This is a genomic window from Ruegeria sp. K5 (assembly GCF_056531805.1).
The window spans coordinates 1-13,477 of record NZ_JBQFML010000011.1; the positions used below are offsets into that span (position 1 = coordinate 1).

14 protein-coding genes and 1 tRNA gene are annotated in these 13,477 nt (G+C 60.3%); 9 read left to right on the forward strand and 6 right to left on the reverse strand.

The window, feature by feature from the left end; genetic code table 11:
- Positions 1-544 precede the first annotated feature (544 nt).
- From ACR0MO_RS19255 to ACR0MO_RS19270, 4 genes are all read left to right on the forward strand, one after another.
- Complete coding sequence (locus tag ACR0MO_RS19255) at positions 545-1,294, forward strand: 5-oxoprolinase subunit B family protein (protein WP_480892928.1); 750 nt, start codon at positions 545-547, stop codon at positions 1,292-1,294.
- Complete coding sequence (locus ACR0MO_RS19260; protein WP_170522474.1) at positions 1,291-2,301, forward strand: 5-oxoprolinase subunit C family protein; 1,011 nt, start codon at positions 1,291-1,293, stop codon at positions 2,299-2,301. The genes ACR0MO_RS19255 and ACR0MO_RS19260 overlap by 4 nt, the downstream gene beginning before the upstream one ends.
- Positions 2,302-3,063, forward strand: a complete 762-nt coding sequence (locus tag ACR0MO_RS19265; protein ID WP_170522470.1) for a 5-oxoprolinase subunit PxpA — start codon at positions 2,302-2,304, stop codon at positions 3,061-3,063.
- Between the two features lie 141 nt (positions 3,064-3,204).
- On the forward strand, positions 3,205-4,452 hold the full coding sequence (locus ACR0MO_RS19270; protein ID WP_480892930.1) for a hypothetical protein: 1,248 nt from the start codon (positions 3,205-3,207) through the stop codon (positions 4,450-4,452).
- 69 nt (positions 4,453-4,521) lie between these two features.
- Here ACR0MO_RS19270 and ACR0MO_RS19275 read toward each other — a convergent pair whose 3' ends face one another.
- Positions 4,522-5,916: a D-alanyl-D-alanine carboxypeptidase family protein gene (locus tag ACR0MO_RS19275; RefSeq protein ID WP_480892932.1), complete on the reverse strand. Its 1,395-nt coding sequence runs from the start codon at positions 5,914-5,916 to the stop codon at positions 4,522-4,524.
- Between the two features lie 282 nt (positions 5,917-6,198).
- Positions 6,199-6,900 carry an HAD family hydrolase gene (locus tag ACR0MO_RS19280; protein ID WP_170455431.1) on the reverse strand — a complete coding sequence of 234 codons (702 nt, stop codon included), beginning with the start codon at positions 6,898-6,900 and terminating at the stop codon, positions 6,199-6,201.
- 93 nt (positions 6,901-6,993) lie between these two features.
- Between ACR0MO_RS19280 and clpS the strand changes: the two genes are divergently transcribed.
- The 4 genes from clpS to hemF are packed head-to-tail and all read left to right on the forward strand — an operon-like array spanning position 6,994 to position 10,060.
- Entirely contained in the window at positions 6,994-7,335 is a 342-nt protein-coding gene (gene clpS / locus ACR0MO_RS19285; protein ID WP_170455433.1) for an ATP-dependent Clp protease adapter ClpS, read from the forward strand.
- 30 nt (positions 7,336-7,365) lie between these two features.
- The gene (locus tag ACR0MO_RS19290; protein ID WP_480892935.1) at positions 7,366-8,331 is read left to right on the forward strand and encodes a class I SAM-dependent methyltransferase; all 966 of its coding nucleotides are present in this window, start codon (positions 7,366-7,368) and stop codon (positions 8,329-8,331) included.
- Positions 8,332-8,368: 37 nt separating this feature from the next.
- Positions 8,369-9,169, forward strand: coding sequence for an SDR family oxidoreductase (locus ACR0MO_RS19295; protein ID WP_170455437.1), 801 nt, complete (start codon positions 8,369-8,371; stop codon positions 9,167-9,169).
- Between the two features lie 6 nt (positions 9,170-9,175).
- On the forward strand, positions 9,176-10,060 hold the full coding sequence (hemF, locus tag ACR0MO_RS19300) for an oxygen-dependent coproporphyrinogen oxidase (protein ID WP_480892937.1): 885 nt from the start codon (positions 9,176-9,178) through the stop codon (positions 10,058-10,060).
- A 3-nt stretch (positions 10,061-10,063) separates the two neighbouring features.
- On the opposite strand, the gene ACR0MO_RS19305 is transcribed toward hemF, so the two are convergent.
- The 4 genes from ACR0MO_RS19305 to modA form a co-directional block, all read right to left on the reverse strand.
- Positions 10,064-10,471 (reverse strand): hypothetical protein, encoded by a 408-nt coding sequence (locus tag ACR0MO_RS19305; protein WP_170633117.1) that lies wholly within the window; start codon positions 10,469-10,471, stop codon positions 10,064-10,066.
- Between the two features lie 85 nt (positions 10,472-10,556).
- On the reverse strand, positions 10,557-11,657 hold the full coding sequence (gene modC / locus ACR0MO_RS19310; protein ID WP_480892939.1) for a molybdenum ABC transporter ATP-binding protein: 1,101 nt from the start codon (positions 11,655-11,657) through the stop codon (positions 10,557-10,559).
- On the reverse strand, positions 11,654-12,346 hold the full coding sequence (modB, locus tag ACR0MO_RS19315) for a molybdate ABC transporter permease subunit (RefSeq protein ID WP_170455694.1): 693 nt from the start codon (positions 12,344-12,346) through the stop codon (positions 11,654-11,656). Before modB ends, modC begins: the two co-directional genes overlap by 4 nt.
- Before the next feature lie 5 nt (positions 12,347-12,351).
- Positions 12,352-13,131 (reverse strand): molybdate ABC transporter substrate-binding protein, encoded by a 780-nt coding sequence (modA, locus tag ACR0MO_RS19320; RefSeq protein WP_170455445.1) that lies wholly within the window; start codon positions 13,129-13,131, stop codon positions 12,352-12,354.
- Between the two features lie 246 nt (positions 13,132-13,377).
- Here modA and ACR0MO_RS19325 point away from each other — a divergent pair.
- Positions 13,378-13,453 (forward strand) — tRNA-Val (locus tag ACR0MO_RS19325).
- Positions 13,454-13,477: the final 24 nt, after the last annotated feature.

The window sequence follows — 13,477 nt, forward strand, 5'->3', positions numbered from 1 at the left end:
AATCACTCAGCGCTACCGCCCAATCAAAAACCTCCGAATGCCCACCGTCTCTCCGATGCGTCTCCGCCGCTCCCGCCGCGTCCCGAGCGCCTCAGCAGCGCCGGTGAAGGGCGTTCTAAGCATAACCTTTCATAGCCGCAAGCAGAAAAATGCATTCTGGCGCATTTTTTTGCATACTCAGGGAAAATATATACTTTTCAATTGTTTGGCAACCCACCAAACACCAATCTCTGCACCTGCGGGGTACTTGTGGGGCCTCGCAGTCGCTGTTCCGAACCAAGGCCTACACAGTCCACCACTATATATAGGGCATCGATGGCCACCGACTACTAGGCTACGCGACTCGGTGTGGTGAATCGGCCTTGCTCAACACCGCATGAATCGATGAATCGGGATAGTTTCCCGCGCCCAACGGCATGAAGTGCGCAGGAAAGATTTGGATGGCATTGAAAAGCCACCCTGACACCGCACCCGACCTTGCGCATCTCTGCGCGATGCGCTCTGGTTCCCAGGGAACAAGCAATGACGATGATGCGGGACGGACATGACCCTCACCCCCACTTTTCCTGCTATACGCAATGTCGGCTTTGACGGAGCCCTGGTGACGTTTGCAGACACTATGTCGGATACCGCAAACCGGGCCGCGCTGGCGTTTCGGGCCGCGCTTGATGCCTTGGGCCTGAGCGGGATTGTTGAGACCTCGGCGTCTCTTGGGTCGGCTTATGTGCGGTATGATCCGCAGCAGCTGACCTACGGTGAAATCACAGCCAGCCTCCATCAGCTTTTGGAACAGCAGGATTGGTATGCGACGCCCTTGCCGACGGGGCGCAGGTTGTGGCGGGTTCCGACTGTGTACGGTACCGATCTTGCCCCGCAACTGGATGAAGCGGCAGCCGCCGCCGGATTGAGCACCGCCGAGGCCATTCGCCGCCTCAGCCAGTCCCGCGTGCGAGTTCTGACGATTGGCTTTGCGCCGGGCCAGCCTTACCTCGGCCCCCTTGGGCCCGAGTTCGACATACCGCGCCTGCAAGAGTTGAACCCGATGGTGCCTGAGGGGGCTCTGGTCCTTGCGATTTCGCAGTTTGTTCTGTTTTCCGGCCCCACCCCGACCGGATGGCGGCATATCGGTCAAACTGCGTTCCGGTGTTTCCGGCCCGAGATGGAGGAGACCTTCACTCTGAGGCCCGGCGACGAATTGCAGTTTGATCCCGTTTCGCGTGACGAGTTGCAGAACATTCGCTCGAACAACGAAGACGGCCTTGGCGGCGCAACGTGTCACGAGATTGCGTCATGAGCCTGATTGTTAGACGTATCGGCCCCGCAGGCACCATTCAGGATCAGGGGCGCAAGGGGTATCTGGATCAGGGGCTGTCCCGGTCCGGGGCGGCCGACATTCTGGCGCTGCATGAAGGCGCGGCCTTGTTGCGGCAAAGCCCGGACTTGGCCGCGTTGGAAATGGCAGGCATGGGGGGCGAGTTCGAAGCCACTCAGCCCGCGCGGGTCGCGCTGACCGGCGCGCCTATGCAGGCCAGTATCGATGGCGCGCCTGTAGTCTGGAACGCATCTCATCATCTGGAACCCGGGCAACGCCTGACGATTGGTGCGACCCTGCGGGGCAACTATGGCTACCTGCATGTGGGTGGTGGCATCGATACCGAGGTGTTTCTTGGCTCACGCGCGACCCATCTGACGGCTAAAATCGGGCGCGCGGTCGAGGCGGGCGATACGCTTCCCGCGGGGCCGGATGCAGGCGAGGCCGGACGCAAGCTGCCCCCCAGCGACCGGTTCAACGGCGGCACATTGCGCGTTGTGGCCAGCTTTCAAACCCCACTGTTTGATGACACGACGCTGGGCCGTTTCACGCAAACCCAGTTCCGGCGGGGTGCCCGCGCCAACCGGATGGGCGTGCAGATGGAGAGCGACGGTGAGGGGTTCGCCGCGAAGGGGCAGTTGAACATCCTGTCCGAGGTCATCACCCCCGGCGACATCCAGATGACCGGAACCGGCAACCCGTTCATCCTGCTGCCCGAATGCCAGACGACCGGCGGTTACCCCCGGATTGCAACCATTCTGCCCTGCGATATGCCGCGCGCCGCGCAAACCCCCGCAGGTGGCACGATCCGGTTCGAATTCGTGACGATGGATCAGGCGATAGAACTGGATGCGGCCTTTCGGGCGGATCTTGCCCACCTGCCGGGGCGCGTTGAACCGCTGGTGCGCGACCCGCATGACATTCCGGACCTGTTGTCCTACCAATTGATCGGCGGAGTGATCTCTGCCACCGACCAAGGAGACCGTTAGATGCCGCGCGTGGATCTGAATGCTGATATGGGCGAAAGCTTTGGCCCATGGAAGATGGGTGATGACGAAAGCCTGTTGAAGATCATCACCTCTGCCAATATCGCCTGCGGGTTTCATGCGGGCGACTGGGACGTGATGGCCAAGACGATGGCCTTAGCCGCCGAGAACGATGTGGGCATCGGCGCACATCCCGGCTTTCCTGATCTTCAGGGCTTTGGCCGGCGCAATATGAAAGTGCCCCATGACAGCCTGCGCAATCTGGTGCGGTATCAATTGGGCGCGGCGATGGGGATGGCGGCTGCTGTTGGCACCAAGGTCCGGCACCTGAAACTGCATGGGGCGTTGGCCAATATGTGCTCGGTCGATATCGACATGGCGCGGGCCTGCTATCAGGGGGCGCTGGATGTCGATCCGGAAATCATCATCATGGTGCTGGCGGTGACAAAACAGGAAGAGGCCGTGCGCGAGCTTGGCTGCAAATGGGTGGGCGAGATCTTTGCCGACCGTGCCTATAACGACGACGGCACTCTGGTCGACCGCAGCTTGCCCGGCGCGGTGATCCATGATGCCGATATCGCCGGGCCGCGCATCCTGAACATGGTTCGCGAGGGCGCGATCATCACTGAATCCGGCAAACGGCTTGAGACCTCAATCGATACGATTTGCCTGCATGGCGACGGGCCGACGGCAGTGCAGATCGCCCGCTCGGTCCGGGAAAACCTGATTGCGGGCGGGGTCGAGGTGACAAAGTTCACCAGATAGCCATCTGGCCGTAATCCAGGCGGTCCAGGGTCTGGCTGTTGCCCGAACGGGGTTCAGCGCCTAGCATGCCTGCAAGTGCATGTTCTGAATACCGTTATTGCAGCAACACGCTTGCAGCCAGATTTCCGCAAGGAGGCGCCAATGTCTTTCGATCTGATGTCTTATGAACCCCGAGGCGACAAGAAGAACTCGGACTTCTTTCACGAATACCTGCCGATGGTCTATGAACGGCGGACAAGTTCGGGGATCGCGGATCAGGTTGGCCCCATGCGGGCGATTGTCATACAGGTCGAAACCGCCGCTCTGTTCGATACCTTGGTCGAATTGTATGTGATGACGCCCTATCGCCACTCGGCCAGCTATTTGGGGAGGACACACAAGTTCTCGGTCCTGCATTCACATGCCGATTACCCGGCACTGATGGTGATGGCACCGCTGAGCGAAACATTTGAAGACTTCATCCCGCGTATCAACCGCATGTATCCGCTGGCCCGCAATACGCCCCAAACCCGGTATGTGGGCGAGGTCTTTGCCGCCAGCGATCTAGGCGCGCTTACCAAGACGCTGGAAGATCAGAACATTCGGTTCGAGTATGCGGGCGACACCGAGAACCCCTTTTACACGCTGGACGGGTTTCGGTTTACCACCCCGTCCGATTTCACCTGCAATCGGGTCGGTTACTCGACGCTGGATTTCAATGATCCAGACAGTCTGGGCCTCGGGGATCGCGTTTTGCTCAGCGATGCCGAGAAGGCGAAACTGGATGAGGCGGCCGCGTTTGCCGAGGACAGCAAGATTGGGCCGCTGATGCTGGGGATCGACCACCTTGCCACGCGGGTTCTGGCGGGTGAGCGTGAGGACGCGATCCTCGAATTTCTGACCATGGTGCCTTATTACTTCTGGGGCGCGTACAACATCTTCGACATGAACTCGTCCACCAATGTGAACCGCAACGCCAATGTGGATGACGACAAGAAATCCCCGGCCAAGGTGTTCACCGCCAACAACACGCCGTCCTTTGTGAATTCCTTCGCCAAACTGCCGATGCCGACCGAGGATTTCGTGCGCAATTTCGGGCGCCGCCTGCACCACATGGCGGTCGAGATACAAGACGGCGATCATGGCGCGGGTGAGAAGAATGTCGATTTCGTCGTTAATACCCTGAAAGACAAGGGCGTGCCGTTCCTGGCGCATGTGGTAGGCGAATGCAAAGACGATCCGAACCTGAAACAGATCTTTTCGAAACACTCGAAGAACACGCTGCTGATCACCGAATATATCGAACGCTGCCACCACTATGACGGGTTCTTTACCAAGGACAACGTGGCCGCACTAACGGCAGCCGCCGGGCAGGACGAGCAGTATGAACATGGCCATGTGTTCGACTGACATGCCCGGATGAAAAAAGGGCTGCGAAACCTCGCAGCCCAGACCCATCAGGAGAGAATATGCCGGGTCTTATGACGGCCCGATCATGAAACAGGTAACATTGCGCGCCTGCAACCGGCGGCAGGCCAGATCGGCCTGTTCGCGGGTCATGCCCTGGAACGTTGCTTCGAACCCTTTCGAGCTTTGGTTAACCTTGCGCAGCGTGCCCTCCAGCGTGGTCATTTCCGACAGCGCTGTTTTCAGCAAGATCTTCTCGGCCTCATATCGCGTGGTGTAGCGACCGACATTGACGCCCCACAGATGCCCGCCGGATGTGGACAGGCGGGTGACGACCTCCTGCTCGGGTTCGGGCTGTTCCGCAGGTTGTGTCGATGCCAGAACCAGGTTGTCGGGCCGCAATGCAGGGCGTGTGTCCGAGCTTTCGACCGGAGGAGCGGTGGGTGCAATATCAGCCTCGGCAATTGCCGCAGCGATGCCGCTTTGGATACGGTCACGATCCTGATCTGCCGTCTCGGCGATTGCGCTGGCAACTTGCGTGGCCGCGCTTGGACGCAGAACCGGGCGCAGGCTGGCTTTGGGCGCGCCGCTGATGCTGGCCACCTGAGTCGAGCCGCCAAGCCCCGTATTGCCCGCGTAAGAGGGCCGCGCAGGTTTGCGGATCGGTGCGCGTGACGGCGCACGGCGGAAGCCCATATCCAGCAGTTCGGCCACCTTGGCGTTGCGCGAGGCGCTGGATTTGCCGCCAAACACGGTTGCGATGATACGCTCATCCTTACGCTTGGCCGAGGCGACAAGGTTGAAGCCCGCAGCACGGGTGTAGCCTGTCTTGATCCCGTCCGCGCCCCGGTATGCAGCCAGCAGGCGGCGGTTCGTATTGGGAACCGTCTTGATCCCGGCATGGGTCGATTGGCGCGAGAACAGGTTGTAGTACTGCGGATAATCATACAGCAGATGCCGCCCCAGCGTGGTCATGTCGCGCGCGGTGGACAAATGCCCCGACTCGGTCAACCCGTGTGCGTTCTTGAAGGTCGTGCGGCTCATGCCCATGGCCTTGGCCGTGCGGGTCATGCGACGCGCAAAGGCGGCCTCGGACCCGCTGAGCGCGATGCCGATGGCGGTTGCTGCGTCGTTGGCCGATTTCACAGCCGCCGCGCGGATCAGGTACCGGAAGGCGATGGTCTGGCCCGAGCGCAGGCCCAGTTTCGAAGGTGGCTCTGCCGCCGCAGCCCGCGTGATACGAACCGGGGTATCCAATGTGATCTCGCCGTTCCGCACCGCCTCGAACGCGATATACAGCGTCATCATCTTTGTCAGCGATGCCGGATGTAGCCGGGTGTCCGCATTGCGGGAATGAAGAACCTCGCCCGTGCGGGCATCGATCACCATGGCGGCGTAGGGTGCGGCAAAAGATTTAAGCGGCGCAAAAGAAAGCACCATCAACAATGCGATGAGAAATAAGCCCATTCGGGCCGGAACTGTCCGCCGAATCTGCACGATCTTTGCCTCTGTCTGCCTCGCGCCGCCGGGTTTTCCCGGTCAGCTAAAATTTATTCTGCTTGTCAGAAAGGCTAACACAGGGACGGTGTGAAATAAACCGAAAGCTGCGGTTTTCGCAGTTTCGTTATGGCCCGCACCCGCAGCTATATCTAGGCGCGACGCGACCCTGGCCCTACTACATCGGCGAAGTTGGCGGGAACGGGGCGTATCCCAAAGCGGATTTTTCGGAACTGAGGCCGAATGGCAACATCACCCGAGTTCCTGGATCAGATCGCTGAGATCGCCCAAATCCCGCAGCTCGCGGAATCGCGGATCATCGACGGGGGCGTCGGCATGCTCGACCTCCCACACCAGACCATGCGGCACGTAAACGCCCCAAGAACCAGCCTGAATCGGGGCCACAACATCTGACCGCATCGAGTTGCCGACCATCATCGCCGACGCCGGGCCATCGCCATGTGAGGTGAAGATCGACCGGTATGTGTCGGCTGTCTTTTCCGAGACAATTTCGACCGCGTCGAACAAGTCACCCAACCCCGATTGGGCCAGTTTACGCTCCTGATCGATCAGATCGCCCTTGGTGATCAAAACAACGCGGTACTCGTTGGTGACCGCCTCAACGGCTTCGCGGGCATGGGGAAGCAACTCGATCGGATAGGCCAACATCTCTTGCCCGGCTTCGATCAACTGACGGATCACGGATGCAGGCACACGATCTTCGGTCACCTCAATCGCCGTTTCGATCATCGACAGGACAAAGCCTTTGATGCCGTAACCATAGTGACGGATATTGCGTTTCTCGGCGGCCAGAAGACGCTCCATCAGGTGATCGCGGTCGGCGTGGTCTTTCAGCAAGCTGGCGAAATGCGCCTGCGTCAGTTGAAAGAACCGTTCGTTATGCCAAAGGGTGTCATCCGCGTCGAACCCGATTGTGGTCAGTTTTTCCACCATTCAGAATACGCTCTCTTCCTCTTTTCTCTGCGCCCATCGACGTTATATAAGCGCTCAGATAAACCCAATGCCTGAATCGGACAGAAGCGCGCGATGCTGGAAAACCCCTGGATGATGTCTGACAAATCGGATGACGATGCCGACTCGTCCGTTCTGGTTCAGACGCGGCCAAAGACCAAGCGTCCTCCGCTCTATAAGGTGTTGCTGCTGAATGACGACTACACACCGATGGAGTTTGTGGTTCACGTGCTTGAGCGTTTCTTTGGCATGACCCATGCGCAGGCGTTCGAGATCATGCTGACCGTGCACAAGAAGGGCGTCGCCGTCGTCGGCGTGTTCAGCCACGAGATTGCCGAAACCAAGGTGGGTCAGGTGATGGATTTTGCCCGCCGCCATCAGCACCCGCTGCAATGTACAATGGAGCGCGAAGAGTAAGCCCCGCGCTGCTGTTCGACGCATTCGAAGATGTCCCCTCGCCTCGATCTCGCCCTGCAAAGCGGTTTGACGCTGTCGCACCCGCTGACAGTGATCGGCCCGACGCCCGAACAGGATCTGTCCGACCTGCCGCGTGATACGCAGGTCGTGCAGCCGTTCAAACCATTTCACGATCACTTTGCGTCGCTGGGTTTCGCCGCAGTGCCCGAAGCGGGCGCACCCTGCAACGACGCAATTGTTTTCTTGCCCCGCGCCAAAGCTCTGGCCCGCGCGCTGATCCATCAGGCCTGCACCCGCGCCGGCGGCCTGGTTGTTGTTGACGGGGCCAAGACCGATGGCGTGGACAGTATCCTGAAAGATGTACGCAAGCGTGTGCCTGTCGATGGGCCGCTGTCCAAGGCACATGGCAAGATATTCTGGTTCCGGTCCGAGCCTCAGGCTTTTGCCGATTGGGCCGCGCCGAACGCGCAGGTGGTCGAAGGGTATCGGACCGCGCCCGGCGTATTCTCGGCGGATGGCATTGATCCGGCCTCGGCGCTTCTGTTGCAAACCCTGCCCGCGAAGCTGGGGCCACGCTTTGCCGATCTGGGGGCCGGTTGGGGGTACCTGTCAGCCGAATTGCTGAAGCGCGACCGCATCACATCCTTGCATCTGGTCGAGGCGGATCACACGGCGCTCGACTGTGCCCGCGCCAATGTGACCAACGACCGGGCCGTGTTTCACTGGGCGGATGCCGTGACGTGGAAGGCCAGCGAGCCTTGCGATACCGTCATCATGAACCCGCCCTTTCACACCTCGCGCAGCGCTGATCCCACGTTGGGTCAGGGGTTTATCACCGCTGCCGCCCGCAACCTGACCCGCAATGGCGATCTGTGGATGGTCGCCAATCGCCACCTGCCCTACGAGGCCACGCTGGCCGAGACTTTCGCGCATGTGGAAGAGGTTGCCGGTGACAATCGGTTCAAGGTCTTTCATGCCTCTCGCCCTCGACGCTGAGGCCCGTTAACCTGCCCCCCAACTCAGGAGGATTCGGATGTCCTTTTCCATAGCTGGCAAGACAGCAATCGTCACAGGCGGGGCCAATGGGATCGGGCTGGCCATCGGACGCCACTTTGCCGATGCAGGGGCCAACGTGATGTTCGCCGATATGGACGAAAAGCGTCTGGTCGAGGAACTGGGCGAGCAGGCAGATGACAGCAATATCCGCTATTTTGCAGGCGATTTGCGCGAGAAACTGACCATCGCCAACCTTCTGTCGGCCACGCTGGACGCGTTCGATCAGGTGGACATTCTGATCAACGGCGCGCGGCAGGTGATCCCGTCCGATCCGCTGGACCCCGATGACGACTCGGTCCGCTCGCTGCTGAACCAGAACCTGATGCCCGCGTTGCGTCTCAGCCAGTTGGTGGCCAAGCGCATGATCAAACAGGCCGGGGACGAAGACGAAAACCCGGCCGGATCGATCATCAACCTGTCCTCGATTGCCGCCCGCCGAACCCATCCCGATCTGATGGCCTATTCAGTGTCTACGGCTGCGCTGGATCAGATGACACGCTCGCTGGCCGTTGCACTGGCTCCGAACCGGATACGCGTGAATTCCATCGCGCTGGGATCGGTCATGAGTGCATCCTTGCAGTCCACGCTCAAGGAAAACCGCGACTTTCGGGATGACATTGAAAAACATACCCCGCTGGCCCGCATTGCGGCGCCCACCGAGTTGACGGAAACGGCCCAGTTTCTCGCATCCGACGCAGCCGGCTTCATAACCGGGCAAATCCTGACAATCGACGGCGGCCGGACCCTGCTGGATCCTGTTGCCGCGCCAGCGCACTAAGACCCAATGTTCGATACAGAAAAAACCACTGCCTCTGCCTGGTTTCGTCAACTGCGCGATGACATTGTTGCCGCCTTTGAAGCGCTGGAAGACAGCCACGACACAGGCCCGTTCTCGGACGCCCGACCGGGTCGGTTCGAGGTCAAGGAAACCACCCGCCACTCCGACGATGGCTCGGACGCAGGCGGCGGTCTGATGTCGGTGATGCGCGGTGGGCGTGTCTTTGAAAAGGTCGGGGTCAATGTCTCGACCGTCTATGGCACGCTGGGCGAACGCGCGCAGCAGGCAATGGCGGCGCGCAAGGGGATCCCCGGAATGACCGAAGACCCAAGGTTCTGGGCGTCGGGCATCAGTCTGGTGGCGCATATGCAGAACCCCCATGTCCCGGCGGTGCATATGAACACGCGCATGTTCTGGACCCCGCACGCCTGGTGGTTCGGCGGTGGATCAGACCTGAACCCCTGCATCGAATATGATGAGGACACGGCCCATTTCCACGCGACGCAAAAGGCGCATCTGGACCCGCACGGCCCCGGCCATTACCCGCGACTGAAAGACTGGGCCGACGAATATTTCTACATCCCCCATCGCAAACGTGCCCGCGGCGTTGGCGGTATCTTTATGGATGATTATTGTACCGGCGACTGGCAGGCCGATTTCGCCCTGACGCAGGACATCGGCAAAGCCTTCCTGCCCGCCTTCCTGCCGCTGGTTGAAAAGCGCCGGGTGCAGTTATTCTCGGACGCCGATAAAGAGACGCAGCTGGTGCATCGCGGCCTCTACGCCGAATACAATCTGGTCTATGACCGAGGCACGAAATTCGGACTGGAAACCGGGCACGACCCGGATGCCGTGCTAATGAGCCTGCCGCCGCTGGCGAAATGGATCTAAAGCTCAGAACCCGAAATCTATGAAGTTGTCATAGCAGTAGTTCTGCGCCGAGGAAGCCGACATATTCTCACCCACGCGTTTGACGGTGATCGAGTATCCGGGGTTCGTATCCGCACCCGGCGGCGGGGTCAGCGAGAACTCAACCGTCCGCACACCCGGCTCATAGGCTTTCGAGATGTAAATCCGCTGGTTGTTCGGCACGCCCAGCGAACGGATCGCAAAATCCCCAATGCCGCACCAATAGTTCACCGGGGCGGACGAACCGATGGCTTTGACGCTGTAGGTTCCCTCACCGACCTGAGTGATCTCGGTCCGGTACTGGGGCTGAACGCTCAGGCCAAATCCGACAGCTTGCGCCAAACCGGGCATAACCATCCCGCCTGTGACCAAAAGAGCTGTTAAAAGTCTCATAGGCAAAACACCCTGAATGAACTCTGTTCTCTGTCAATAACATAGATGCCGTGCAGCACGAGTAAAGCGGCCAGAGGAACCCCTGTCATTTGTCCTGCACGATCCGCCCGCCAACATCCTGCGGTGCCAGCGCAACGGTTTTGATCACCGTATGGCACGCCACGCCGGGCTGCAGACCCAACGCCGAGACCGAGCGTCGCGTGACCCGCGCCAGAACAATGCCCGCTGGCGTTTTTACCGACACAATCGCACCCGGCCCGTCGCCCGCACGGATCGAATCCACCTGCCCGCTCAGCACATTCAGGGCCGACAGACCCTCGGGCGGGTTGCTGGACAGAATAACCTCTTGCGCGGGGATACGAATGCGCAGGGTTTCCCCGACCTGATGCGCGATGCGCGGCAGGAACAACCGCTCGCCCCCGGCATCCAACTCGGTCAAACCGTCAGAATGATGTTCCCGCACCCGCACCTGCAGCACGGCCCCCACGGCGCGAATACCGGCAGGGGCGACGGACGGGTCGGACAGAACCTCGGACGCCGGACCGTGACGCGCCACCTTGCCGTCCTGCAGCGCGACCACCGACGTCGCAAGACGTGCGACCTCGGCCGCTGAATGGGTAACATAAAGGATCGGGACCGACACTTCGTCGCGCAGGCGTTCGAAATAGGGAAGGATCTCGGCCTTTCGCGCGTCATCCAACGCGGCCAAAGGCTCATCAGCAAGGATCAGGCGCGGGCTGGCCAGCAAGGCCCGACCGATGGCAACGCGCTGTTTCTCACCGCCTGACAGCATGGCCGGACGGCGATCCAGCAGATGACCGATCCCCAGCATCTCGATGACCTTGTCGGGGTTTTCCCGCTTTGCCTTGCGCGGCGCAAACCAGCGGCCATAGGCAAGGTTCTGGCGCACGGTCAGGTGCGGGAACAGGCGCCCCTCTTGAAAGATATAGCCCAGACGCCGTTTGTGCGGGGGCAGCCAGTTCTGGTGATCGGTGTCGAACAAAACCCAATCATCCACGGCGACCCGACCGGCCTGTGGCCGCAGCAACCCGGCGACGGCGTTGACCACCGTGGTTTTGCCCGACCCGGAGCGTCCGAACAGAACCGTCACCCCCGGCGGCGCGTCAAAGGTCAGATCCAGATCGATCCCCGGCAGGCTGTGTTGCAGGCGAACAGAAAGGCTCATGTCCCGGCCACCCGGGCAGCGGCGCGCCGCCCTACATATTCCGAGAGCAGCAGCGCAGACATGGCGATGATGATCGAAATGATCACCAATCTGGTCGCAGCGGCCTCACCGCCCGGAACCTGCAGGAAGGCGTATACGGCCGAGGGCAAGGTCTGGGTCTGCCCCGGAATGTTGGACACAAAGGTGATGGTTGCCCCGAACTCTCCCATCGCTTTGGCGAACGCGAGGATCGAGCCCGCGATGATCCCCGGCAGGATCATCGGCAGAGTTACAGTCGCGAATACCATCAGACGCGAGGCCCCAAGCGTTGACCCGGCCTGTTCCAGCCGTGGGTCCACAGCTTCGATCGACAGGCGAATGGCGCGGACCATCAGTGGAAAGGCCATGATCCCTGCGGCCAAAGCCGCCCCGGTCCAGCGAAACGCGACGACAATTCCAAACTCGGCCAGAAACCGGCCCATCGGGCCTTGAATGCCGAAGGTCAGCAACAACAGGTATCCAGTGACGACAGGCGGCAGGATCAGCGGCAAATGCACCAACCCGTTCAGGACCTGACGACCCGGAAACCGCCAGCGCGCCAGCGCGTAGGCCACAAATATGCCGAAGGGCAAAGTTGCCAGCGTCGCCCAGAAAGACACGCGCAATGACAGCTTCAACGCCTCCAACTCTGCCGGACCCAACCACTCCATCTGCGTCACTCGCCCGGCAGGGCAAAGCCCTGGTTCAGAAACACGACCTCAGCGTCCTTGGTCTGTAAATAATCCAGAAACCCTGCGGCGTCTTTGTTGGCAGCACCGGTCAAAGCAGCAGGGTAGACAATCGGCTGATGCGCCTCGGACGGTATCGTGCCCACAACGCCGACACGCGTTTCAGCGATAGCATCAGATCGGTAGACAACCCCCAGCGGGGCTGCGCCGGTTGCAACCAAAGCCAGCGCCGCGCGGACATTGTCCGATTGCGCCACCTGCCCCTGCACCGCATCCCACAAGCCAAGAGTCCGCAACGCCTCTTTGCCGTAAATGCCCGCAGGCACCGCGTCCACCAAAGCCATAGCCAGATAACCGCCCGCCAGTTGACCCGAGAGATCATATCCGGGGGCAAGCTGTCCATCCGACGCCCGGTCCGCCGGTCCAATCAGAACCAGCCCATTTGCCAACAGATCCACCCGCGATTTAGGGTCGATCCATCCGCCCCCTTGCAGCGCGTCCATCCAATCCCGGTTTGCGGAAATAAACACATCTGCCGGCGCACCCAATTGAATCTGGCGCGCCAAGACCGACGAGGCCGCATATGACACGATCACATCCACGCCCGTCTGCTGCGTGTAGTCCAACGCAATCTCATCCAGCGCGGTTTTCAGGCTGGCTGCAGCGAATACCAATATCCCCTCTGCCCCAGCCCGTATCGGAGCCAGCAGAACTGCGATCAGAACCATAGAGGCAAAAACTGTTCGGCGGGCCATTGAAAGGGCCATTAAAACTCCCGACTGGAAAGTTACCATCCTGTTTGGGAATATCGGAGGCTGCATGGACCACGCAAGCGCGTTTCCTGACGCACTTTGGATAAGGTAGAAAAAACTTCGATCGGACAACGTTTTTGGCCAAAGGCCCAGGCATTGGGCGTGCGGTCCTCCCACCGTTCCCGGTGAAACAAATCTATTCAAGAAATTCCACCCCACCCTCTTGCGCCCGCCCGCAGGCTTGGCTACATGCACCGTCACGGGTGATTAGCTCAGTTGGTAGAGCGCTTCGTTTACACCGAAGATGTCGGGAGTTCGAGTCTCTCATCACCCACCATTCCGTTTATTTTCAATGGTTTAC

What these genes read in the sequence shown, in the direction of transcription:
- ACR0MO_RS19255 (WP_480892928.1), top strand. Translation starts at nt 545, where the DNA reads ATGACCCTCACCCCCACTTTTCCTGCTATACGCAATGTCGGCTTTGAC.
- ACR0MO_RS19260 (WP_170522474.1), top strand. Translation starts at nt 1,291, where the DNA reads ATGAGCCTGATTGTTAGACGTATCGGCCCCGCAGGCACCATTCAGGAT.
- ACR0MO_RS19265 (WP_170522470.1), top strand. Translation starts at nt 2,302, where the DNA reads ATGCCGCGCGTGGATCTGAATGCTGATATGGGCGAAAGCTTTGGCCCA.
- ACR0MO_RS19270 (WP_480892930.1), top strand. Translation starts at nt 3,205, where the DNA reads ATGTCTTTCGATCTGATGTCTTATGAACCCCGAGGCGACAAGAAGAAC.
- ACR0MO_RS19275 (WP_480892932.1), bottom strand. Translation starts at nt 5,916, where the DNA reads ATGGGCTTATTTCTCATCGCATTGTTGATGGTGCTTTCTTTTGCGCCG.
- ACR0MO_RS19280 (WP_170455431.1), bottom strand. Translation starts at nt 6,900, where the DNA reads ATGGTGGAAAAACTGACCACAATCGGGTTCGACGCGGATGACACCCTT.
- clpS (WP_170455433.1), top strand. Translation starts at nt 6,994, where the DNA reads ATGCTGGAAAACCCCTGGATGATGTCTGACAAATCGGATGACGATGCC.
- ACR0MO_RS19290 (WP_480892935.1), top strand. Translation starts at nt 7,366, where the DNA reads ATGTCCCCTCGCCTCGATCTCGCCCTGCAAAGCGGTTTGACGCTGTCG.
- ACR0MO_RS19295 (WP_170455437.1), top strand. Translation starts at nt 8,369, where the DNA reads ATGTCCTTTTCCATAGCTGGCAAGACAGCAATCGTCACAGGCGGGGCC.
- hemF (WP_480892937.1), top strand. Translation starts at nt 9,176, where the DNA reads ATGTTCGATACAGAAAAAACCACTGCCTCTGCCTGGTTTCGTCAACTG.
- ACR0MO_RS19305 (WP_170633117.1), bottom strand. Translation starts at nt 10,471, where the DNA reads ATGAGACTTTTAACAGCTCTTTTGGTCACAGGCGGGATGGTTATGCCC.
- modC (WP_480892939.1), bottom strand. Translation starts at nt 11,657, where the DNA reads ATGAGCCTTTCTGTTCGCCTGCAACACAGCCTGCCGGGGATCGATCTG.
- modB (WP_170455694.1), bottom strand. Translation starts at nt 12,346, where the DNA reads ATGGAGTGGTTGGGTCCGGCAGAGTTGGAGGCGTTGAAGCTGTCATTG.
- modA (WP_170455445.1), bottom strand. Translation starts at nt 13,131, where the DNA reads ATGGCCCTTTCAATGGCCCGCCGAACAGTTTTTGCCTCTATGGTTCTG.